Here is a 22,163-nt window from a genome sequence, read left to right on the forward strand (position 1 = left end):
GGGACAAAGGAGGGGTTACCGTGAAATTATCCAGTGTCACGGTCCGCAAGCGGCTGTTCATCGGCATCGGACTCGTGTCTCTCGGCTTTCTTGCGCTCGTCGTTCGTCTTGCCTATGTCCAGCTGTGGGAGGGCGGGGAAATTACGGCCAAGGCGGAGGAATTATGGCGCAGAGACATCCCGGTTACGGCCAAGCGCGGGGAAGTGCTCGATCGGAACGGGGTGCGTCTCGCCTATAACGTTACCTCCCCGACGATTATGGCCGTCCCTGCCCAGATTCAGGATGCCGCAGCGACGGCTGCCCGGCTGGCGCCGGTGCTGCAGATGAAAACGGAAGATGTCGAACGGATGATTAAGGTACGCAGGTCTATCGTCCATATTAAGCCGGGGGGCCGCAAAATATCGCTCGAAACGGCGCAGCAGGTGCGGGAAATGAACTTGCCCGGCATTGTCGTGGCAGAGGATAATAAAAGATATTATCCATTCGGAGATCTGGCCTCCCATATTCTCGGCTTCACCGGGATCGACAACCAAGGGCTGACGGGCATCGAGCAGAAGTACAATGACGCGCTCAGCGGGCTGCAGGGAAGCGTCTCTTACCTGTCCGACGCGAAGGGCCGACAGATGCCGAACTCCTCGGAGACGTACGCCCCGCCGCGAGATGGATTAAATTTGCAATTGACGATTGACAAGCAAATACAGACAATAATGGAGCGGGAACTTGATCAGGCGATGCTCGAATTGAAGCCGAAGCATATCATCTCGATTGCGATGGATCCGAACAACGGCGAGATATTGGCGATGGCGAGCCGCCCGAATTATGAACCGGGGAGGTACAAGGAGTATTCCTCGGAGGTGTACAACCGCAACCTGCCGATCTGGATGACGTACGAGCCGGGCTCTACCTTCAAGATTATTACGCTCGCCGCGGCGCTTCAGGAAGGCAAGGTCGATTTGTACAACGAGCATTTTTTTGATCCCGGGAGCATCGAGGTCGGGGGCGCCCGGCTCCGCTGCTGGAAGAGAGGCGGTCACGGCAGCCAGACCTTCCTCCAGGTGGTCGGCAATTCGTGCAACCCCGGCTTTGTCACGCTGGGACAGCGGTTAGGCAAGGAGACGCTGTTTGAGTACATACGGAATTTTGGCTTCGGGCAAAAATCGGGCATCGACTTGAGCGGGGAAGCGACGGGAATTCTGTTCAAGCTGAACCGGGTCGGTCCGGTCGAATTGGCGACGACCTCGTTCGGACAGGGTGTCTCGGTTACGCCGATCCAGCAGATTGCCGCCGTCTCGGCGACGATCAACGGAGGCAAGCTGTACCGTCCTCATGTGGCGAAGTCGTTCGAGCATCCCGAGACGGGGATGATCATCGATGAAGTCGAGCCGCAGCTGGTCCGGCAGGTCATCTCGCCGGAGACGTCGGCGAAGGTGCGGGACGCGCTGGAGCATGTCGTCGCCCAAGGCTCGGGACGCAACGCGTTCATCGACGGCTACCGGGTCGGAGGAAAAACGGGCACAGCGCAAAAGGTTGTGAACGGACGTTATTCGCCGAATGAGCATATCGTGTCTTTTGTCGGGTTCGCTCCGGCGGACGATCCGAAGATCGTCATCTACACGGCGGTGGACAATCCGCAAGGGATTCAGTTCGGCGGGCTGATTGCCGCTCCTATCGTGAAGAGAATCATGGAGGACGCGCTCCATTACATGGGAGTGGAACCGCGTCAGAAACAAGTCCCCCGCGAATATAGATACCATGAGACGCCGATTGTGGCGGTTCCCAATCTGGTCGGCAAGACGCTGACCGATATTTACGAAGACATGAACATGAATTTTCAACTGGCCAAATCCGGCACGGGCAACACGGTCATACACCAGGCGCCCAAGCCGGGAACCCGTGTGGAGCGGGGAGCGACCATCCGCATCTACATGGGTACAGAGACGGAGGAATAACTATGCAGGAAATGCGATTGTCCGAAGCATGCAAGCGAATGCTGAATGTGAGATATACAGGAGACGAGGCTACGGCGGTAACCGGATTGGCGGTGGATTCGCGCCATGTCCGGCCGGGCGATCTGTTCTTCTGCATCTCGGGCACGGCGGATGACGGTCACCGTTATGCGGAGCAAGCCGTGGAAAAGGGGGCAGCCGCGCTTGTCGTGGAGCGGGAACTGCCGCTTCCGGTTCCCCAGCTCATCGTTCGTAATGCCCGTCATGCGCTTGCGGTGCTGGCTGATGCCTTCTACCGTTCGCCGAGCCGGGACTTGAAGCTGATCGGCGTGACGGGAACGAACGGCAAGACGACAACAACTTATCTGATAGAGCGGATATTGACGGACGCCGGCCGCAAAAGCGGCGTGATCGGCACGATCGAGATGCGCTATGACGGGCGCAAGCTGCCGATGTCGGGCACGACGCCGAACGCGCTTGAGCTGCAGCGTTCGCTGCGGGATATGGCCGACTGCGGCGTGGAGGCCGTCGCGATGGAGGTCTCTTCTCATGCGCTCGATCAAGGCCGCGTGGATGGCTGCCGCTTCCGGACAGCCGTATTCACGAACCTGACCCAGGATCATCTCGATTACCATGAGACGATGGAATCGTACCGCGACGCCAAGGGCTTGCTGTTCTCCCGGCTCGGGAACACGTTCTCCGAGCAAGAGGCAGAGCGTTCCTATGCCGTGCTGAACGCGGACGATCCGGCAGCGGCGCATTTCGCCAAGATGACCACGGCAGAGACGCTGACGTATGGCTTATCGGCGTCTGCCGATATTCGGGCGGAGGACATCCGCATGAACGGCAAGGGAACGAGCTTCCGCGTCCATACGTTCCACGGCTCGGCCGACGTGCAGCTTCGCATGGTCGGCAAGTTCAATGTCTGCAACGCGCTCGCCGCCATCGCGGTCGGGCTGATCGAAGGCATCGCGCTGGAAGACATTTGCGCCAGCCTCGAAGCGTTGCCGGGCGTTGCCGGCCGTGTCGAGGCGGTGGAGGCCGGGCAGCCGTATACGGTCATCGTCGATTATGCCCATACTCCGGACGGCCTCGAGAATGTGCTTCAGAGCGTTAAGGAATTCGCGCAAGGCCGCATCATCTCTGTCTTCGGCTGCGGCGGAGACCGCGATCGGACGAAGCGGCCGATTATGGGCCAGATATCGGCCCGTTATGCCGACTACTCTATCATTACGTCCGATAATCCGCGCACCGAGAATCCCGAGCGGATTCTAGAAGACATCGAACGGGGGCTGACAGAGATTGAGGTGGGCCGGGACCGTTATGAATGCATCGTTGACCGAAGAGCTGCCATTGCGAAGGCTATTGATATGGCAAGCCCGCACGATGTAGTATTGATTGCGGGGAAAGGGCATGAGACGTATCAAATTATCGGCCGCGAAACCTTGGATTTCGATGACCGCCTAGTAGCAAATGAAGCGATAAGGGGAAAAGTGCAGTGATAGAGACAACCTTGGAACATATAGCGGAGCTGTGCGGCGGAACATTGGCCGATCCGTCTGCAGGCCAGACGAAGGTGCGCGGCGTATTTACCGATTCCCGCTCCGTCTTGCCAGGAGGACTGTTCGTTCCCCTCGCCGGTGAACGATTCGACGGCCACGCCTATGTAGAGGAGACGCTGCGGGCCGGGGCGGCCGGATCGCTCTGGCAGGCGGATCGGGCGCTTCCCGGCGCTTCCGCGCCGCTTATTGTCGTGGAGGACACTTACACGGCGCTGCAGCGGCTGGCTGCCGCTTATCTCGCGGAAGGCCAGGTCAAGGTGGTCGCCGTTACCGGGAGCAACGGCAAGACGACGACGAAGGATCTGGTTGCATCCGTCTTGTCGCAACGATATCGGGTACATAAGACCGATGGGAACTTCAACAATCATATCGGGCTTCCGCTGACGGTGCTCGCGATGCCGCCGGAGACGGAGATTGCCGTGCTCGAGATGGGCATGAGCGGCCGGGGAGAGATCGAGCTGCTCTCGAAGCTGGCGAGACCGGATGTGGCCATTATCACCAATATCGGGGATGCCCATCTGCTTCAGCTCGGCAGCAGGGAGGAGATCGCCCGGGCGAAGCTGGAGATTACGGCCGGATTATGCGACGGCGGCCTGCTCGTATGCCACGGAGACGAACCGCTTGTCGATCTGGCGCTGTCCGAACGGGAGCCGGGGGAATGCATTCGCTTGCTGCGCTTCGGTCTGGGCGAACGATGCGAGCTGCGGCTGTCGCGTATAAACGGCGATGACACCGGCATGGCATTCGCAGTACCTTCCGTCAGCGGACAAGGCGAGTCTGTCTTCCATATCCCGCTCCTGGGGCAGCATAATGTAATGAACGCCATGGCTGCTCTGGCGGTTGGGCGCCGCTTCGGCCTGACGGACGAACAGATTGCCGCAGGCCTGGCCGGGGCGAGCATCAGCGGCATGCGCTTCGAGCGGCATGTCACGCCGGAAGGCTGGATCGTGCTGAATGACGCCTACAATGCGAGCCCGACCTCGATGAGGGCGGCCTTGTCCGTGCTGGCCGACATGAAGGGCGGGCGGCGCATCGCCGTGCTGGCCGACATGCTGGAGCTGGGACCGCAGGAAGCGGCGCTCCATTTCGAGATTGGAGCTGAGCTTACGTTGGATAAGGTCGATGTGGTGCTTACGTACGGTGAACTGGGCCAGCATATCGCCGACGGGGCCCGCCGGTCGCTGCCGGCCGAGTCCGTGCACTCGTTCCAAGATAAAATGGCTTTGAAAGCCTATCTGAAGCAAGAAGTGAAACCCGGCGATATCGTGCTCGTCAAAGCATCCCGGGGAATGAAACTTGAAGAAGTTGTAAATGACTGGATCCGTAACACGGATTCGTCTGTGGGGCTACGGGAGGTGTAGGGATTGGACTTCAAATTGATGTTAATGACAATGGGCGTATCTTTCATCTTGGCTGTCATCCTCGGTCCGCTAACCATTCCGCTGCTTCGCAGGCTCAAGTTCGGACAGCAGGTCCGCGATGACGGCCCGCAAGGCCATTTGAAAAAAGCAGGTACACCTACGATGGGCGGCGCCATTATTTTGCTCGCCTTTACACTTTCTTTTCTGAAATTTTCAGTAACAGACATTGATTTTTATGTACTGCTCATCGCGACGCTCGGCTTCGGACTGATCGGATTTCTTGACGATTATATCAAAATCGTGTTCAAGCGTTCGCTCGGCCTGACCGCAAGACAAAAGCTGATCGGGCAGCTCGCGTGCTCTGCCGTGATCTGCGTGCTGCTGTGGCAGTCGAATCACAGCACCGTGCTGGCGGTTCCGGGCACGTCCTGGGGCTTTGATCTGGGCTGGTTCTATTATCCGTTCATCATTTTGATGATGCTGGCGATTAGCAATGCAGTCAATTTCACGGACGGTCTGGATGGCCTGCTATCCGGCACAAGCGCGATCGCGCTGGCAGCCTTCGCGCTCATCGCGATGCAGCTGTCCGAGATCGCGGCCGCGGTATGCGCGGCAGCCATGATCGGCGCCGTGCTCGGCTTCCTCGTCTTCAATGCGCATCCGGCCAAGGTGTTCATGGGCGATACCGGTTCGCTCGGCATCGGGGGCGCCATCGGGGCGATTGCGATTTTGACGAAAACGGAGCTGCTGTTCCTCGTCATCGGCGGCATATTTGTCATCGAGATGCTGTCCGTCGTCATTCAAGTCGTCTCCTTCAAGACGCGGGGCAAGCGCGTATTCAAAATGAGTCCGATTCATCATCATTTCGAGTTGTCCGGCTGGTCGGAATGGCGTGTCGTCATCACCTTCTGGCTCGCGGGCATCGTGCTCGCGGGACTTGGATTATGGATCAACAAGGGGTTGTAGCAGATGGAACATCCAGATATGTACCAAGGTAAGCGCGTCGTCGTTCTCGGCCTGGCCAAGAGCGGCGTTGGTGTGGCTAAGACGTTTCATGAACGCGGCGCCCTCGTCACCGTCAATGATAAGAAAGAACGCGACAAATGCCCTGAAGCTTCGGAGCTGGAAGCTTTGGGCATTTGTGTTGTGTGCGGCCATCACCCGGACGATCTGCTGGACGCCAGCGTTCAACTGGTCGTCAAAAATCCGGGCATTCCGTATTCGGCGCCGCCTGTGCGCCAGGCGCTTGCGCTCGGCATTGAGGTTGTGACCGAGGTGGAGGTCGCTTATCATCTCAGTTCGGCGCCAATCATCGGCATCACGGGCAGCAACGGGAAGACGACCACGACGACCTGGGTCGGCAATATGCTCGAAGCGGCCGGTCTTCATCCGATCGTCGCCGGCAATATCGGCACGCCGCTATGTCAGGCTGCCGGGGAAGCTGGTGCGGACAACGTGCTGGTTGCGGAGCTGAGCAGCTTCCAGCTCAAGGGGACATCCGCCTTCCGTCCGCGTGTCGCCAGCTTGCTGAACATGTCGGAGACCCATTTGGATTACCATGGGACGATGGAGGATTATGTCCAGTCCAAGGCCCGCTTGTTCCGCAATATGGCGAATGGAGATGTCGCCGTGCTCAATGCGGACGACGCGACCTGCCGTGCGCTCGCTCCGGACATTGGCGCCCGGATCTGGTGGGTGTCGTCCACGCGGCGCGTCGAATGCGGCGTATACGTCGAGCCCCCTTACGCAGAATCGTCCGGCGGCGGGGAGGAGGAAGAACGCCAATTGGTGTATGCGGATGAGGCGGGGCAATTGCATCCGATTATCGGCGTGCGGGAGATCGGCGTGTCCGGGCGATACAATGTGGACAACGCCTTGGCGGCCGTTGCCATATCGATTGCGGCGGGTGCCGAACCTGCGGCGCTGGCGGAGCCGCTCCGATCGTTCCGGGGCGTGGAGCATCGCCTCGAATACGTGGGCGAGGTGAACGGGGCATCGTACTATAACAACTCCAAGGCGACGAACACGAAGGCTACGCTGATGGCGCTGGAGGCGTTCCAAGCGCCGGTCGTCCTGATTGCCGGCGGCCTGGATCGCGGGCTTGAGTTCCTGGAGCTGGTTCCGGTTCTGAAGGAGCGGGCCACTGCTGTCGTCACGATGGGCGAGACGAGGGAGATTCTGGCGGCTATCGCCGCCAAGGCGGGTTTAACGAACGTGGCGGTCGTCGACAATGTAGATAATGCAACGGAAGCCGTCTCGGAAGCGGTGCGTCTGGCGGCCGGCTATGCCCAGCCGGGAGATGTCGTGCTGCTGTCGCCGGCTTGCGCGAGCTGGGATATGTTCCCTTCCTATGAAGAGCGCGGACGAATGTTTAAGGCGGCGGTGCATAGTCTTTAAGTAGGGGGGTGTTCAAGCCCCTACATTGTCCAACGAGGTGTACCGCAATGGTCAAAGCACGGACCGCTCCCGATTTGTGGCTTATCGGATCCATTCTCTCTTTGCTGGCGATAGGAATTGTCATGGTGTATAGTGCCGGCGCCATCATCGCCTTTCACGATTACGGCGACTCGTATTATTTCGTCAAGCGGCAGCTGCTGTTCGCCGTACTTGGACTGGCTGCCATGTTCGTAACGATGAACACCGATTACCGGATATGGTCCCGGTATGCGAAGGTTGGATTGCTGATCTGCTTCGGGTTGCTTATCATCGTTCTTATCCCGGGCATCGGAGATGTCCGGGGCGGGGCGCGCAGTTGGCTCGGCATCGGATCGTTCGGCATCCAGCCTTCGGAGTTCATGAAATTGGGCATGATTATCTTTTTGGCCAAAACGCTGTCGGACGAGCAGACAAGAATCGAGCGGTTCATGACCGGGCTGCTCCCGCCGCTCGGAGTGATGGCAACGGCGTTCGGGCTCATTATGCTTCAACCGGATCTGGGGACAGGCACGGTCATGATGGGCGCTTCGCTGCTGCTCATCTTCACGGGAGGGGCGCAGATTAAGCATCTGGCCTCGCTTGCCCTCGTCGGGGTGGCCGGGTTCGTCGGCCTGATTCTGGCGGCACCTTATCGTTTGCAGCGCATAACCGCCTTTCTCGATCCGTGGCAGGACCCGCTCGGTGCGGGTTATCAGTCGATCCAGTCGCTGTATGCGATTGGCCCGGGCGGATTGGTGGGCCTCGGCTTGGGGGCGAGCCGTCAGAAATACAATTATGTGCCAGAGCCGCAGACCGATTTTATCTTTTCCATATTGGCGGAAGAGCTTGGTTTCATTGGCGGCGTCACCGTATTAATGCTATTCTTAATTCTAGTATGGCGCGGCATGCGGGCGGCCATGACGGCCCCTGACACGTTCGGCAGTCTGCTGGCCGCCGGCATCGTCGGCATCGTAGCCGTGCAGGTTCTTATCAATATTGGCGTCGTCATCGGCTTGATGCCGGTGACAGGCATTACGCTGCCGTTAATCAGCTATGGCGGCTCTTCCTTGACATTGATGCTGACTTCACTAGGCATCTTGTTGAACATATCACGTTATGCGAGGTGAACGAGATGCGCGTCGTGCTCAGCGGCGGCGGCACGGGTGGACATATTTATCCGGCTGTCGCCATCGCGAGGGAATGCGAGAAACGCTATCCCGACTGCACTTTTTTATATATTGGAACCGATAAAGGCCTGGAGAGCCGGCTTGTTCCTGAGGAAGGCCTCCCTTTTGCCTCCATTGAAATTACCGGATTTCGCCGCAAGATCTCGTTTGACAACGTCAAAACAGTCATGCGCTTCCTGAAGGGCGTGAGCAAGGCGAAGGCGATGCTGACCGAATTCAAACCGGATGTCGTCATCGGAACCGGAGGGTATGTATGCGGGCCGGTCGTCTATGCGGCAGCCAAGCTAGGCATCCCGACGGTCGTCCATGAACAGAATGTCATTCCTGGACTGACCAACAAGTTCCTTAGCCGTTATGTCAGCTCGGTGGCGGTCAGCTTCGAGCAATCGGCCGGCTATTTCAAGAAGGCGAAGCAGGTCGTCTACACGGGCAATCCGCGGGCGACCGCGGTCGCGCAAGCGAACCGGGAACGGGGCTTCGCCTCGCTCGGCCTGCCAATGGACAGCCGCGTCGTGCTTATCGTTGGCGGCAGCCGCGGCGCACAGGCGGTGAATCAGGCGATGATTGGCATGGTCCCGCTGCTGAAGCAGCTGCCGGACGTTCATTTCGTCTATGTTACCGGTCAGCATTATTATGAGCATACGCGGGCAGCCGTCCTCAAATCGAGCGAGTCCGTCCGCAATCATCTGCATGTGCTTCCCTATATCGGCAATATGCCGGAGGTGCTGGCCGCGACGACGCTTGCGGTAAGCCGGGCGGGGGCCTCCTCGCTGGCAGAGCTGACATCGCTTGGCATCCCGTCGGTGCTGATCCCGTCGCCCAATGTGACGAACAACCATCAGGAGGCCAATGCGCGATCGCTGGCGGACGCCGGGGCGGCCATCATGATGCTGGAGCGGGAGCTCAGCTCGACGGCGCTCTTCGATACGATCAAGCGGTTGATGAACGATGAGAAGGCGTGCAGCCGAATGTCGGCACGAGCCAAAGCGTTCGGCCAACCGGATGCCGCGGAGCGCGTCGCAATTGAATTGGAACGATTGACGGGCAAGTGAACCTTGCCCGATTCTTGCGTCTCGGACCAGGTGCCGGGAGGGCAGAGCTGTCGCTGCGCACAGGTGAGCCATCATGTTAGAGGGCTGCGGCGAGCAAGACTTGTCGCGGGCTGTCCGGCGCGAGCGGGACGGCCCGTATGGCCGAAGCGGCGCGCCCTTTCCATCTGGGCACCTGTCACACAACGTGTTACGGCTACATAAGATACCCTATACATCGTGACAGCCAGTGCCGCATGCCGGACACGGATGTTGCATCGTCTATCGCGGATGACAGGATGAGTTGGGTTAAGGAGGTTCATCATATGCTGCAGCAATTTATAACCCGTTATTCGGAATTGAACTTGGGCAAGTACAAGGTAAATGAGCCGCTTGCACCGTATACGACCTGGAAGATCGGAGGTCCGGCGGATGTGCTCGTCGAGCCTGCCGGCAAAGAGCAGGTCGTTCAGACTGTCCGGCTGCTGCATGACATGCAATTGCCATGGATGGCGTTGGGGCGCGGCTCCAATATGCTCGTATCCGACAAAGGGGTGCGAGGCGTTGTCATTCATACCGGGCAGGCGCTTGATTATGTCCGGCAGGAAGACAATCTGGTGCATGCCGGAGCCGGGCTTTCCTTCATCAAGCTGTCCGTGCTCACCGGCAATATGGGGTTGTCGGGACTGGAATACGCGGGCGGCATTCCCGGTACGGTCGGTGGAGCCGTCTATATGAATGCCGGCGCGCACGGGTCTGACGTGTCACGAATATTTGAATCTGCTGAGATTGTACTGGAGACAGGGGAATTGGTGCGATACAGAACGGAAGATATGAAGTTCGCGTACCGTCATACCGTGCTGCACGAGATCAGGGGCATCGTACTGGAGGCGACGTTCCGGCTGGAGCACGGAGACCGGCATGAGATTAAAACCTTGAACGCAGCCAATAAGGAACGGCGTCTGCGGACGCAGCCGCTGCAAGCCGCATGCGCGGGGAGCGTGTTCCGCAACCCGCCAGGAGACTTCTCGGCCCGGCTCGTGGAAGAGGCCGGACTGAAGGGATTCCGAATCGGCGGAGCTGAAGTATCCACGTTACACGCCAATTTCATTGTAAACACCGGGCAAGCAACAGCGTCAGACGTGCTCACCCTGATGGAGCGCATCCAACAAACGATAAAAGACCGATATGGTGTCGAGTTGGTGCCGGAAGTGTTGGTGGTGGGTGAGCGGTAATCACGGAGGTGATACATTGGACAAATTGGTGATTGAGGGTGGGAAGCCTTTATCGGGGACCATTCGTATCCATGGAGCCAAAAATGCCGCTTTACCGATTTTAGCAGCCGCGATCCTGGCCGACGGTGTCGTCAAGCTCGATAATGTTCCGCAATTACTCGACATTGAAGTAATGCTGCACATTTTGCGCCGCTTGGGCTGTCGGGCCGTTCAAGACGGTTATACGGTCACATTGGATGCAGCCGGTACTCATTCGGTCCATGTGCCGGAAGATTTGATGCGACAGATGCGCTCATCCATTTTTTTGATGGGGCCGCTGCTTGCGCGTTTTAAGGAAGTTCATATTTATCAGCCTGGCGGTTGCGCCATCGGCGAACGCAAGATCGATTTGCATTTACGGGGTCTGCAAGCGCTTGGAGCGGAAGTGGAGCAATGCGGCCACCGCGTCACATGCCGCGCGGAGCGGCTCGTCGGAACGGACGTCCATCTTGATTTCCCGAGCGTGGGGGCGACGGAGAATGTAATGATGGCCGCCGTGCTGGCGGAAGGCACGACCGTCATCACGAATGCCGCCCGGGAGCCGGAAATAACCGACCTGCAGAACTTCTTGAATCAGATGGGGGCGAATGTTACCGGAGCCGGCAGCGGAACAATCGTGATTGAAGGCGTCACCAGTCTGTACGGCTGCCAATATTCGATCATCCCTGACCGGATCGTAGCCGGCACGCTGATGATTGCGGCTGCCGCGACAAGGGGAGCGGTGACGCTGACCAATGCGCATTCTGGACATTTGACCGCATTGATTCACATTCTTCGCCGTGCCGGTGTTCAGATCGCTACGAGTGATGGTATAATCAATGTAACTAGCTTCGGCAGGGTGAAGGCCGTAGACCGGATCGTCACATCGCCATATCCGGCATTCCCGACCGATCTGCAATCGCAGCTGATGGTGTTGATGGCGCTTGCCGACGGGGTAAGCGTGCTGAAGGAGACGATCTTCGAGGGCCGCTTCAAGCATGTGGATGAATTGTCCCGCATGGGTGCCGATATCCGCGTCGATTTGAGCACGGCGTTCGTTCGCGGCGTGTCTATGCTATACGGCACGACAGTGGAGGCTACCGACCTCCGCGCGGGAGCCGCCCTCGTTATCGCGGGATTGGCCGCTCAGGGACGAACGGTTATCGAGAATGTTCATCATATTGATCGCGGCTATGACCGGATTGAGCATATATTCAGCCGACTTGGCGCGAACATCGAGCGGTTCGCTGCGGTACCTAGGCTTGACCTTGCGAATGGATAGAGCTACAGCGAGTCCCCTCCCTAACAAGGAGGGGATTGTGGGTGTTACGGCGAACTAACATTTAAGGAGAAAGAATGGAGGGGGTGAGCGGTTGCATTTACGTAGTATTCCCCCGCTTCCAGGGAAGCCGCCGAAGAAGAAGCGCGCAGCTGCGAAGCTGATTTGGCTGCTGTCCATTCTATGCATCGTGCTGCTGGTCGTGCTGTTCTTCCGTTCCCCGATAAGCAAGGTTACGGAAGTGCGCTGGATCGGAGAGCATTTCGTGACGAAGGACGAACTGGGCGAAGTCAGCGGACTGAAGCCCGGCGAGCCGTTCTTCGGTACGAGGGAAGCAACGATTAGCACGCGAATTCAAGACAAGTTCCCTTTTGTCAAATCGGTGAAGTTGGTCAAGCAGTTCCCTGGCGTGGTTGAAGTATATGTTCATGAATATGCCGCCGTCGCCTTCGAATTGAGCGCGGACGGACAGGTTCTGGCCTGTCTGGAGAACGGCACCGTCGTGAAGCCGAGCACGCAGCTGAAGACCGTGCTGGAGAAGCCTGTGCTGACCAAATGGGACGGACAAGCCGGGGTGAGAGCGCAGTTGAGCCAACAGCTTGCCAAGATTCCGAAGGGGCTGCTGGCCGACATTTCCGAGATTAGCTTCTTCCCGTCTCCCTCGTACCCGGACCGAATTAAGATGTATACGCGTTCCGGATTCGAAGTTGTGACGACGGTATCGGCGCTGCCCGACAAGATCACGTATTTAAGCGGCGTCGTCGAGACGCAGGAGCCCGGCCGGATAACCATGCTCAAGGCCGACTCGTATATTCCGTATTCCAGTCTTCCGGATGAGCCTGACGAAATCGGCGCAGAAGAGGAACAAACAAGTACAAATGAGCAAGATAAGGAAAATAATGAGAATAACATGCAAGATGAACAAGAACAACAAAATGTGGATGAAGAAAAAAACTCTACTCAATAAACGGAATAAATGCTAGAATAAAGTTTATGGTATTTCCTGAACTCCCCTTCTTTTTGATCTGCATTTTTCAGATTATAGAAGACAAGACAGACCGGAAGCGGCACATGACAAATGGAAGGATTTTGTCTTTAAAAAAAGTGTAGAAAAAAGAGGGAATGACCAAGCCTTTGTTGAATACATAGAGAGTGTCCGGGGATACAAACATACCAATTGACTGGGAAGTAGGAGGTGCCACGGGTTGAGCAGCAATGACATCATTGTGAGTTTGGACATCGGTACATCCAAAGTGCGTGCTATCATTGGAGAAATTAACAACGGAACGCTGCAAATCATCGGCGTTGGATCTGCTGATTCAGAAGGTATTCGCAAAGGTGCGATTGTAGATATTGATCAGACTGTGCAATCCATTCGTAATGCTGTGGAGCATGCGGAACGCATGGTCGGTATAGAGATTACGGAAGTGTACGTTGGCATATCGGGCAATCATATCGGACTCCAGTCCAGTCATGGCGTCGTCGCGGTCTCGAACGAGGATAGAGAGATTGGTGAAGAAGACATCGACCGGGTCCTGAAGGCGGCCGAAGTCATTGCGCTCCCGCCGGAGCGGGAGATTATCGACGTCGTTGCGAAGCAATATGTGGTTGACGGTCTGGAGGACATCCATGATCCGCGCGGCATGATCGGAGTCCGCCTCGAGGCGGATGCGACGATTATTACAGGGGCGAAGACCGCGATACATAATTTGACCCGATGCGTCGAGAGAGCGGGGCTGCATGTCAAGGAACTGGTCCTGATGTCTCTGGCCGGCGGACATCTGGCACTGTCCAAAGATGAGAAGCTTATGGGTTCGGTATTGGTCGATGTAGGTGCCGGCGCCACGACGATTGCCGTGTTCCGCGACGGGACGCTAGCAGCTACTTCGACCTTGCCCATCGGGGGCGACTTCGTCACGAACGACATCGCTTACGGCTTGCGGACGATGTCCGATCAGGCGGAGAAGGTCAAGCTCAAGTTCGGCTGCGCCTGGGTGGACGATGCGTTGGAGGACCAAGTGTTCAAAGTCGTCCGCATCGGCAGCAACGTGGAGAAGGAGTTCGATCAAGTATTCCTCGCGAATATCATTGAACCTCGCGTTCAAGAGATTTTTCACCTTGTGAAGAATGAAGTGAAGCGTCTAGGTTTCACAGAGCTTCCTGGCGGGTACATTCTTTCGGGAGGTACCGTCTCTATGGCTGGTGTGTTGAATGCCGCACAGGCAGAGCTGCAGACATCGGTTCGGATTGCGGTACCTGATTATATTGGAGTGCGCGATCCAGGATTCGTAAGTGGTGTTGGGGTATTGCATCATGTCATGCGCTCCGTCCGACCACGCAGTGCAGGTGGCACCAAGAAAGCAGCCGCACGAAAGCCGGCTCCGGCAGAATCATCGAACAAGCCTGGTTTTATCGAACGGTTAAAAAATATGTTTAGCGAATTTATTTAAAGTTTGTTTGACTTCATGCCATCCATGCACAATGAAGGGGAGATGGAGAGCTCATGTTGGAATTTGAATTCGAGATGGAAGCATTAGCCCAGATTAAGGTCATCGGTGTCGGCGGCGGCGGAAGCAATGCTGTCAACCGCATGATCGATAACGGTGTCAAGGGCGTTGAATTTATTACGGTAAATACGGATGCGCAGGCGCTTCACTTCGCGAAATCCGAGCACAAGCTGCAGATCGGCGACAAGCTGACGCGCGGCCTCGGGGCAGGCGCGAATCCCGAAGTGGGGAAGAAGGCGGCCGAAGAGTCCCGTGAACTGATTATGAACACCCTTAAGGGGGCTGACATGGTATTTGTCACCGCCGGCATGGGTGGAGGAACGGGAACCGGTGCGGCTCCAGTCATCGCCGAGATCGCGAAGGAATGCGGGGCACTGACGGTAGGGGTCGTTACGAGGCCATTTACGTTCGAAGGCCGCAAGCGTCTGACGCAGGCGGAGATGGGCATTGAAGCCTTGAAGGAGAAGGTGGATACGCTTATCGTCATCCCGAATGATCGCCTCTTGGAAATTGTGGACAAGAAGACGCCGATGCTGGAAGCGTTCCGGGCGGCAGACAACGTGCTGCGGCAGGCAGTTCAAGGCATTTCCGACTTGATTGCCGTGCCAGGGCTGATCAACCTCGACTTCGCGGACGTGAAGACGATTATGACCGAACGGGGTTCGGCCTTGATGGGAATCGGCATTGCCAACGGGGAGAGCCGGGCGGCGGAGGCTGCGCGCAAGGCGATTATGAGCCCACTGCTCGAGACGTCGATCGATGGCGCACGCGGTGTCATCATGAACATTACGGGCGGAGCGAATTTGTCGCTCTACGAGGTCAATGAAGCGGCCGAGATTGTGACCGCGGCCTCGGATCCGGAAGTAAATATGATCTTCGGTGCAATTATCGATGAGAACATGAATGATGACATTAAGGTGACTGTCATTGCGACAGGATTCGAGCATAAGCCGGCTCCGATGATTCCAGGGCGCCGCCCTGCGACCAGCGAGACGAGCGGAGAATCCCGCGCTCAATCGCCGCTTCGTCCGTTCGGCAATACGCAATCCGGCGGAGATCAGCTGGACATCCCAACGTTCCTGCGGAACCGTCCGCGCAACAACAATAACGAATGATGATAGACGCAAGACGTCTGCCTATCGAGGCAGGCGTCTTTTTACATGCTTGTCCACCATCAAGGTTCGCTGCTCCTCGACAAAAAAAGTAACAATCCCCCACCCACCTTTAGACAGACTTCGGATAGCCCACTCTATATACTTATCCTTATCTCACGATAGATTGGCGGTACAAAAGGAGGGAGCGCCGTGACCGTCATCTATGCCGATCTCGTATTCGGGCTGAATCTAGCACTGGATTGGACGCTGCTGACGATGACTGCCTGGATGCGCGGACTCTCATATTCCCGCTGGAAAGTAGCGGCCGGAGCGGGACTTGGAACGCTCTATGCCCTGGTGTTGTTTATTCCGGCTTTTCCGCTGCTGTACACCTATGCGGGAAAGATACTGATATCCATATTTATGCTGCTCATTGCATTTGGATTTCGCAATCCCGGATATTTTTTTAAAAATATCGCCGTTTTTTACTTCTCGGCCTTCGTGCTCGCCGGCGGCGCCATCGGTATTCAGTATATGCTGCAGGATGCCAGGCTATGGTCGCTTGCTCATCGCACCTCGGAATGGCTCTCCGCTAACGGCAACCGGATGCAGGCGGGCATGGGGCTGGTCATTGCGGCGCTCCCCGCCTCGTACGGGCTGTTCCGCCTCGTCTGGAAATGGAGCAAGCGGCAGCAGCAAGTGGCGCGGCAGTTGGTTACGGTGGATATTCGCATCGGTGACATACGCCGCCAAGTAAGCGGATTGGTCGATACGGGCAATCATCTGAATGATCCGTTGAGCGGAGCGCCGGTGATGGTGACGGAAGCCCGGATATGGGAGGGCTGGCTGCCAGCGGACTGGCTGCAGCAGCTTGGCACCTCACAATCGCTCGACATGCTGGAATCGGTTAGCGGCGTCATCGATGTATCGAAGCTCCGGCTGCTGCCCTATCGCGGCGTCAATCAAGGTATGCAATGGATGATTGGCTTCAAACCGGATGAGATACGGATTACGACAGAGACGGGGACGCTGCTCTGCGATCGGGCGATTATCGGGCTCGACGGGGGCGTTCTGTCACGGGACGGCGCCTTCCAGGCGATTGTCCATCCGGATATGCTGGAGAACGGCCAGCAGATGCCGTCCGAGCCGGTTCCGACGGCCCATCGGGCATCTTGACGCTCAAGCTTGGAACTATGCCGGCGCAATGCGCCTCTATCGAATTCCCGGCAAGAAGGAGAACCTGTGCGGCGACTGCGTTCGGTGATTACCACGTACATAGGAGGAGTAGCCATGCGCTTGAAATGGAAATTGATCATGCAGCTCTATTATTACCGACTGTTGTTCTTATTGGGATTGAAGCGCGACGAAATCTATTATATTGGCGGCAGCGAAGCGCTGCCTCCCCCGCTGACAAGGGAAGAGGAGGAGTACCTGCTCTCGAAGCTGAGCAGCGGGGAAGCCGCCGTGAGAGCGATGCTGATCGAGCGCAATCTGCGGCTTGTCGTCTACATTGCCCGCAAATTCGAGAATACAGGCATTCACATTGAGGATCTTGTCTCGATTGGGGCAATCGGGCTGATCAAAGCCGTCAACACGTTCGATCCCGAGAAGAAAATCAAGCTGGCCACGTATGCGTCGCGCTGCATCGAGAATGAGATATTAATGTATTTGCGCCGCAACAGCAAGACGAGAACCGAAGTGTCCTTCGATGAGCCGCTGAACATAGACTGGGACGGCAATGAGCTGCTGCTAAGCGATGTGCTCGGCACCGAGAACGATACAATATATAAAAATATCGAGGAGCAGGTCGACCGCAAGCTGCTTCACAAGGCACTTGACAAGCTGAGCGAGCGGGAGCGGCTTATTATGGAGCTGCGGTTCGGCTTGTCCGACGGAGAGGAGAAAACGCAAAAGGATGTGGCCGATCTGCTCGGCATTTCCCAGTCATATATTTCCCGATTGGAGAAGCGAATAATAAAGCGCTTGCGCAAGGAATTCAATAAAATGGTGTGACCGCAATTTTGCTTGATCCATAGCGAGTTTGCGCTTATCCTCCGCTTAGAGGGAGATGGAGAAGGAATAAAATTGCACCCCGGGGAGATAATGTACATTAATGTTTCACCCTGGGAGGTAGTCACGAATGACCCGAAACAAAGTCGAAATTTGCGGTGTCGATACATCGAAGTTGCCCGTCCTCACGAACGCCGAAATGAGAGAATTGTTCGTGGCTCTGCAGGAGCGGAATGAACGTTCCGCACGAGAGAAGCTAGTCAACGGTAACTTGCGTCTTGTCCTTAGCGTTATTCAGCGCTTCAACAATCGCGGCGAATTCGTCGATGATTTGTTCCAAGTCGGATGCATTGGCCTAATGAAGGCCATCGATAACTTCGATCTGGGGCAGAACGTTAAATTTTCCACCTATGCGGTACCGATGATTATCGGCGAGATCCGAAGATATTTGCGGGACAACAACCCGATCCGCGTATCCCGCAGCTTGCGGGACATTGCCTACAAGGCGCTGCAGGTTCGTGATTCCTTGACCAATCAAAATTCGCGGGAGCCTACGATTATTGAAATCTCGGAAGCATTAAACGTTCCTAAGGAGGATGTCGTCTTCGCATTGGATGCGATACAGGATCCGGTTTCTCTCTTTGAACCAATTTATCATGACGGCGGCGATCCGATATACGTCATGGATCAGATAAGCGATGATAAAAATAAGGACGTATCCTGGATCGAGGAAATTGTGCTCCGGGAAGCGATGCGGAAGTTGAACGAGAGAGAGAAAATGATTTTATCGATGCGTTTTTTTGAAGGGAAAACCCAGATGGAGGTAGCGGATGAAATCGGCATATCTCAAGCGCAGGTATCCCGGTTGGAGAAATCAGCTATCAATCAAATGCAAAAGCATGTGCGAACGTAATTCGGTTACGACCATTGTGCAGCCGTCCGCCTCGAAGCGGCGGCTTTTTTTGTGCCGAAAAGCAGGAAGAGGACATTTTGGAGGCTTCGGACATATAACTATATTATGATCCAAAATAAATGCATAGTGGGGATCCCGATGAAAATATCCGATTTTCAAACGAAAGATGTTATCAATATTGTAGACGGCAAAAAATTAGGGCAAGTTAGTGATGTCGAGCTGGATTTGAAGCAAGGGCGCATCGAGGCGATCGTCGTGCCCAACTACAGCAAGTTCCTCGGTTTCTTCGGCGGGGGCACCGAGCTGGTCATTCCGTGGCGGAACATTGTTAAAATCGGCGCCGATGTCGTGCTCGTCAAGATGGAGGAGGCGAAGGCCTCTGCTCGGGCGGAGGAATACGAGACGACGGTTCTGCTTCCGAGACCGTAGGCTTCCGGCTGGAGTTTGTGGTACACTGGAGGTTGAGGTGAAGGGTATGGAACCTTTTGTACGACGTCAAGGCAATAAGCCGGATGAACCGGGTGTGCTCGAACTGGCCGGCTGGATGGCCGGTACGCCTGGGCTGGCGGCCGGGTTCACGACCCGGATTGGCGGGGTGAGCCAGGGGTGCTTCGATTCACTCAACTGCGCCCTTCATGTGCACGATGCGGAGGAGGATGTCATCGCGAACCGGCGGCGAGTCGCCGGGGTTGCCGGTATTCCGTTCGAGAACTGGGTATGCGGAGAGCAGGTTCACGGCAATCGCGTACACGCAGTTACGGAGGAAGACCGGGGCCGGGGCTGGTTCGGCCGGGCCACTGCGATTCAAGATGCGGACGCGCTCGTGACCGATGCAGAAGGGGTGATGCTGGCCTCCTTTTACGCCGATTGCGTGCCGCTTATTTTTCTCGATCCGGTGAAGCGGGTCGTGGCGGTGGCGCATGCGGGCTGGAAGGGGACGGTAACCCGGATTGGCCCGGAGACGGTACATATGATGCAAAAGCGCTATCTCAGTTCGATCGAGCATATAAGAGCGGCCATCGGACCTTCGATCGGTCCGTGCTGCTATGAGGTGGACAACCGGGTGCTGGAGCAGGTCCGGGCAGTGTGGAACGAAGAGGAAGGCGAGGAGGAGCGCGCTGTCATTCGATCTTCCCGGCCGGGACATGCATGGCTCGATTTGAGGGAATTGAATCGACAATTGTTGAAACAAGCAGGAATTTTGCCAACAAATATCGAATGTACTAATTTGTGCACCGGCTGCGATACCGGCATGTTTTTTTCCCACCGCAAGGAAGGGGGAGCAACCGGCCGCATGATGAGCTTTATTGGTTGGAAGAAGGGATGACGACATGACGCTGCAGCAGAGAATCGAAGCTGTAGAACGACGGATACAGGAAGCATGCGCCCGAGCGGGGCGCAATCGGGAGGACGTCCGGACGATCGCCGTGACGAAGTATGTGTCGCTGGATCGGACGGGAGAGGCGATCGCGGCCGGCTTGAAGCACGTCGGGGAGAACCGCTGGCAGGACGCGGAAGCGAAGTGGATGCGGTACGGTGAGCAGGCGGCCTGGCATTTTATCGGAACGCTGCAGTCGAACAAGGCGAAGGAAGTTGTCGGCAAGTTCGCATACATCCATTCGCTGGACCGCCTCTCCTTGGCCAAGGCGATAGAGAAGCGTGCTGCCGAATTGGATCAGGTCGTCCGCTGCTTCATTCAGGTTAATATATCAGGAGAAGCTTCGAAGCAAGGATTGCCGCCGCAGGAAGTCGCGCCTTTCCTCGAAGAGTTGAAGGCATTCCCGCGCATTCAGCCGATTGGGCTGATGACGATGGCGCCGTATGAAGCGGAACCGGAGGAGACGAGACCGGTCTTTCGCGGTCTGCGCCAATTGCGGGATGAATTGAACGAGACGCGGGCCGAACCGCTTGCCCATCTGTCGATGGGCATGTCGAACGACTTCGAGATCGCCATTGAGGAAGGGGCGACATGGATTCGGCTTGGCTCCATTCTGGTAGGGAAAGAGAGGGAAGAATGATGGGCGTTATGAACCGTTTCATGAGTTTTCTCGGATTGCAGGAAGAGGAAGAAGTCATCGAACGAGAGCAGATCACCCAGGCGGATGACCAGGAGCTGGAAGCGCCTGCCTTCGATCAGCGCAAGGGCGCGAGAGGATCCAACATCGTGAGTATCCATTCGCAGAAGGCTTCCAAGGTCGTCTTGTACGAGCCGCGATCCTATGATGAAGCGCAGGAGATCGCCGATCATTTGCGTTCCCGGCGGTCTGTCATCATTAATCTTCAGCGCGTCCGCAATGATCAGGCGCTGCGGATCATTGATTTCCTGAGCGGAACGGTGTATGCGCTGAGCGGCAACATTTCCAAGCTCGGAAGCAATATTTTCATCTGCACTCCGGACAATATCGAGATTCAAGGTTCGATAACGGAGATGTTTGCGGAGGATTTCGAATATACACAAACGAGGTGACCTGCTGTTGCTGGAGTATACGATTATTCAGTATTTGGGCTATCTATATGAAATCTATACGTGGCTCATCATTATTTATGTGTTGATGTCCTGGCTCCCGAATGTCCGTGAGAGCTTTATCGGCGAAATTTTAGGCAAGATTGTCGAGCCGTATTTGGGTCTGTTCCGGCGCATTATCCCGCCGATTGGCGGCATGCTCGATATTTCCCCGATCATCGCCCTGTTTGCGCTCCGCTTCGTGTACATGGGACTGGTAGCCGTTGTGCAGTACCTGTTCTAGATTCGCGATTCGCACGGTACAGAAGAACGGCAAAAGGCGGAATCAGGAATGAAGGATAACGAGAAGCTGTATGTCCACTTCCATCCCGACGAGCGGGAGTTCGTCGATCGCGCGTGGGAGTGGGTACGGCGCGCGTCCGAAGGACATGAGGTGAAGCGGACGGACTTTTTGGATCCGAGGCAGGCTTATATTACAGCGACCCTGGTCAACCGGAGTCGGGATGTTCAGCTCCGGCTGGACGGCGGTTCCGGGCAGGCAGAGCGTAAGCGGGCCTTGATCGCGCCCGATTATGTATATGCCGAAGGGGAAGATATGGGAATCTCCGTACTCCAGATCACCTCACCTGACCGCAAGTGGGACGAGCTGGAGCATGGTGATTTTCTTGGCGCGCTCCTTGGCTTGGGCATCAAGCGGGAGAAGATTGGGGATATTCATGTCTCCCCCGATCGCTGTCATGTGCTGGTAACGGAGGAGATGGCGCCGTTCGTAAATACGCATCTGCGCCAGGTTCACCGGGTGAGCGTCCTGACGGACATCCTTCCTCTGTCCGAATTGCAAGCGGCGGACGCGGAGATGAAGACAGCGAAGCTGAGCGTCGCTTCCTTGCGTCTTGACGGAATTGCTAGCGACGTGTTCCGCTTGAGCCGCACGAAGATCATGGCGCCTATCAAGGCGGGCCGCTGCAAGGTCAATTGGAAGGTGGAACTGAATCCTTCCGCCCCGCTTGAAGCGGGGGACGTCGTCTCCTTGCAGGGCTTCGGGCGGTTCAAGGTGATCGATGTGGAAGGGTTGACGAAGAAGGGCCGCTATTGGGTTACGGTCGGGACGTTCACCTGATGATCTTGCGGCACGTTTGTGCAG

Annotated in this window: 21 protein-coding genes; all 21 read left to right on the forward strand. The window is 56.6% G+C overall.

Going from position 1 to position 22,163, the window contains the following annotated elements:
* Positions 1 to 20 precede the first annotated feature (20 nt).
* Positions 21 to 1,949, forward strand: a complete 1,929-nt coding sequence (locus tag FLT43_RS26110) for a stage V sporulation protein D (RefSeq protein ID WP_087442152.1) — start codon at positions 21 to 23, stop codon at positions 1,947 to 1,949.
* Between the two features lie 2 nt (positions 1,950 to 1,951).
* Complete coding sequence (locus tag FLT43_RS26115; RefSeq protein ID WP_087442153.1) at positions 1,952 to 3,448, forward strand: UDP-N-acetylmuramoyl-L-alanyl-D-glutamate--2,6-diaminopimelate ligase; 1,497 nt, start codon at positions 1,952 to 1,954, stop codon at positions 3,446 to 3,448.
* Positions 3,445 to 4,869 (forward strand): UDP-N-acetylmuramoyl-tripeptide--D-alanyl-D-alanine ligase, encoded by a 1,425-nt coding sequence (locus FLT43_RS26120; protein WP_087442154.1) that lies wholly within the window; start codon positions 3,445 to 3,447, stop codon positions 4,867 to 4,869. The genes FLT43_RS26115 and FLT43_RS26120 overlap by 4 nt, the downstream gene beginning before the upstream one ends.
* Before the next feature lie 3 nt (positions 4,870 to 4,872).
* Positions 4,873 to 5,835 (forward strand): phospho-N-acetylmuramoyl-pentapeptide-transferase, encoded by a 963-nt coding sequence (mraY, locus tag FLT43_RS26125; protein ID WP_087442155.1) that lies wholly within the window; start codon positions 4,873 to 4,875, stop codon positions 5,833 to 5,835.
* A 3-nt stretch (positions 5,836 to 5,838) separates the two neighbouring features.
* A complete protein-coding gene (gene murD, locus FLT43_RS26130) occupies positions 5,839 to 7,266 on the forward strand; it encodes a UDP-N-acetylmuramoyl-L-alanine--D-glutamate ligase (RefSeq protein WP_087442156.1) in 1,428 nt (475 codons plus the stop codon).
* Positions 7,267 to 7,313: 47 nt separating this feature from the next.
* A complete protein-coding gene (spoVE, locus tag FLT43_RS26135) occupies positions 7,314 to 8,411 on the forward strand; it encodes a stage V sporulation protein E (RefSeq protein ID WP_087442157.1) in 1,098 nt (365 codons plus the stop codon).
* Between the two features lie 5 nt (positions 8,412 to 8,416).
* The gene (gene murG / locus FLT43_RS26140) at positions 8,417 to 9,523 is read left to right on the forward strand and encodes an undecaprenyldiphospho-muramoylpentapeptide beta-N-acetylglucosaminyltransferase (RefSeq protein ID WP_087442158.1); all 1,107 of its coding nucleotides are present in this window, start codon (positions 8,417 to 8,419) and stop codon (positions 9,521 to 9,523) included.
* Positions 9,524 to 9,825: 302 nt separating this feature from the next.
* A complete protein-coding gene (gene murB, locus FLT43_RS26145) occupies positions 9,826 to 10,734 on the forward strand; it encodes a UDP-N-acetylmuramate dehydrogenase (protein ID WP_087442159.1) in 909 nt (302 codons plus the stop codon).
* 16 nt (positions 10,735 to 10,750) lie between these two features.
* Complete coding sequence (gene murA, locus FLT43_RS26150; RefSeq protein WP_087442160.1) at positions 10,751 to 12,034, forward strand: UDP-N-acetylglucosamine 1-carboxyvinyltransferase; 1,284 nt, start codon at positions 10,751 to 10,753, stop codon at positions 12,032 to 12,034.
* A 91-nt stretch (positions 12,035 to 12,125) separates the two neighbouring features.
* Positions 12,126 to 12,998, forward strand: a complete 873-nt coding sequence (locus tag FLT43_RS26155; protein WP_087442161.1) for a cell division protein FtsQ/DivIB — start codon at positions 12,126 to 12,128, stop codon at positions 12,996 to 12,998.
* 238 nt (positions 12,999 to 13,236) lie between these two features.
* Positions 13,237 to 14,481, forward strand: coding sequence for a cell division protein FtsA (gene ftsA, locus FLT43_RS26160; RefSeq protein WP_087442162.1), 1,245 nt, complete (start codon positions 13,237 to 13,239; stop codon positions 14,479 to 14,481).
* 53 nt (positions 14,482 to 14,534) lie between these two features.
* On the forward strand, positions 14,535 to 15,653 hold the full coding sequence (ftsZ, locus tag FLT43_RS26165; protein WP_087442163.1) for a cell division protein FtsZ: 1,119 nt from the start codon (positions 14,535 to 14,537) through the stop codon (positions 15,651 to 15,653).
* Positions 15,654 to 15,842: 189 nt separating this feature from the next.
* A complete protein-coding gene (spoIIGA, locus tag FLT43_RS26170) occupies positions 15,843 to 16,808 on the forward strand; it encodes a sigma-E processing peptidase SpoIIGA (protein WP_087442164.1) in 966 nt (321 codons plus the stop codon).
* A gap of 114 nt (positions 16,809 to 16,922) precedes the next feature.
* On the forward strand, positions 16,923 to 17,645 hold the full coding sequence (gene sigE, locus FLT43_RS26175; RefSeq protein ID WP_006675641.1) for an RNA polymerase sporulation sigma factor SigE: 723 nt from the start codon (positions 16,923 to 16,925) through the stop codon (positions 17,643 to 17,645).
* Between the two features lie 127 nt (positions 17,646 to 17,772).
* Positions 17,773 to 18,555, forward strand: a complete 783-nt coding sequence (sigG, locus tag FLT43_RS26180; protein WP_006675642.1) for an RNA polymerase sporulation sigma factor SigG — start codon at positions 17,773 to 17,775, stop codon at positions 18,553 to 18,555.
* Between the two features lie 138 nt (positions 18,556 to 18,693).
* Complete coding sequence (locus tag FLT43_RS26185; RefSeq protein WP_087442165.1) at positions 18,694 to 18,984, forward strand: YlmC/YmxH family sporulation protein; 291 nt, start codon at positions 18,694 to 18,696, stop codon at positions 18,982 to 18,984.
* A gap of 46 nt (positions 18,985 to 19,030) precedes the next feature.
* Complete coding sequence (pgeF, locus tag FLT43_RS26190) at positions 19,031 to 19,882, forward strand: peptidoglycan editing factor PgeF (protein ID WP_087442166.1); 852 nt, start codon at positions 19,031 to 19,033, stop codon at positions 19,880 to 19,882.
* Positions 19,883 to 19,886: 4 nt separating this feature from the next.
* Positions 19,887 to 20,573, forward strand: a complete 687-nt coding sequence (locus FLT43_RS26195; protein WP_087442167.1) for a YggS family pyridoxal phosphate-dependent enzyme — start codon at positions 19,887 to 19,889, stop codon at positions 20,571 to 20,573.
* Positions 20,573 to 21,022 (forward strand): cell division protein SepF, encoded by a 450-nt coding sequence (locus FLT43_RS26200; RefSeq protein WP_087442219.1) that lies wholly within the window; start codon positions 20,573 to 20,575, stop codon positions 21,020 to 21,022. Before FLT43_RS26195 ends, FLT43_RS26200 begins: the two co-directional genes overlap by 1 nt.
* Positions 21,023 to 21,029: 7 nt before the next feature.
* Complete coding sequence (locus FLT43_RS26205) at positions 21,030 to 21,302, forward strand: YggT family protein (protein WP_087442168.1); 273 nt, start codon at positions 21,030 to 21,032, stop codon at positions 21,300 to 21,302.
* 48 nt (positions 21,303 to 21,350) lie between these two features.
* Positions 21,351 to 22,139 (forward strand): YlmH family RNA-binding protein, encoded by a 789-nt coding sequence (locus FLT43_RS26210; protein ID WP_087442169.1) that lies wholly within the window; start codon positions 21,351 to 21,353, stop codon positions 22,137 to 22,139.
* Positions 22,140 to 22,163: the final 24 nt, after the last annotated feature.

This window comes from Paenibacillus thiaminolyticus, assembly GCF_007066085.1.
GTDB lineage: Bacteria > Bacillota > Bacilli > Paenibacillales > Paenibacillaceae > Paenibacillus_B > Paenibacillus_B thiaminolyticus.

Coding starts and splice junctions, on each gene's coding strand:
- FLT43_RS26115 (WP_087442153.1), top strand. CDS start 1,952: ATGCAGGAAATGCGATTGTCCGAAGCATGCAAGCGAATGCTGAATGTG.
- FLT43_RS26210 (WP_087442169.1), top strand. CDS start 21,351: ATGAAGGATAACGAGAAGCTGTATGTCCACTTCCATCCCGACGAGCGG.
- murD (WP_087442156.1), top strand. CDS start 5,839: ATGGAACATCCAGATATGTACCAAGGTAAGCGCGTCGTCGTTCTCGGC.
- FLT43_RS26185 (WP_087442165.1), top strand. CDS start 18,694: ATGAAAATATCCGATTTTCAAACGAAAGATGTTATCAATATTGTAGAC.
- pgeF (WP_087442166.1), top strand. CDS start 19,031: ATGGAACCTTTTGTACGACGTCAAGGCAATAAGCCGGATGAACCGGGT.
- murB (WP_087442159.1), top strand. CDS start 9,826: ATGCTGCAGCAATTTATAACCCGTTATTCGGAATTGAACTTGGGCAAG.
- FLT43_RS26200 (WP_087442219.1), top strand. CDS start 20,573: ATGGGCGTTATGAACCGTTTCATGAGTTTTCTCGGATTGCAGGAAGAG.
- ftsZ (WP_087442163.1), top strand. CDS start 14,535: ATGTTGGAATTTGAATTCGAGATGGAAGCATTAGCCCAGATTAAGGTC.
- FLT43_RS26195 (WP_087442167.1), top strand. CDS start 19,887: ATGACGCTGCAGCAGAGAATCGAAGCTGTAGAACGACGGATACAGGAA.
- sigG (WP_006675642.1), top strand. CDS start 17,773: ATGACCCGAAACAAAGTCGAAATTTGCGGTGTCGATACATCGAAGTTG.
- sigE (WP_006675641.1), top strand. CDS start 16,923: ATGCGCTTGAAATGGAAATTGATCATGCAGCTCTATTATTACCGACTG.
- murG (WP_087442158.1), top strand. CDS start 8,417: ATGCGCGTCGTGCTCAGCGGCGGCGGCACGGGTGGACATATTTATCCG.
- spoVE (WP_087442157.1), top strand. CDS start 7,314: ATGGTCAAAGCACGGACCGCTCCCGATTTGTGGCTTATCGGATCCATT.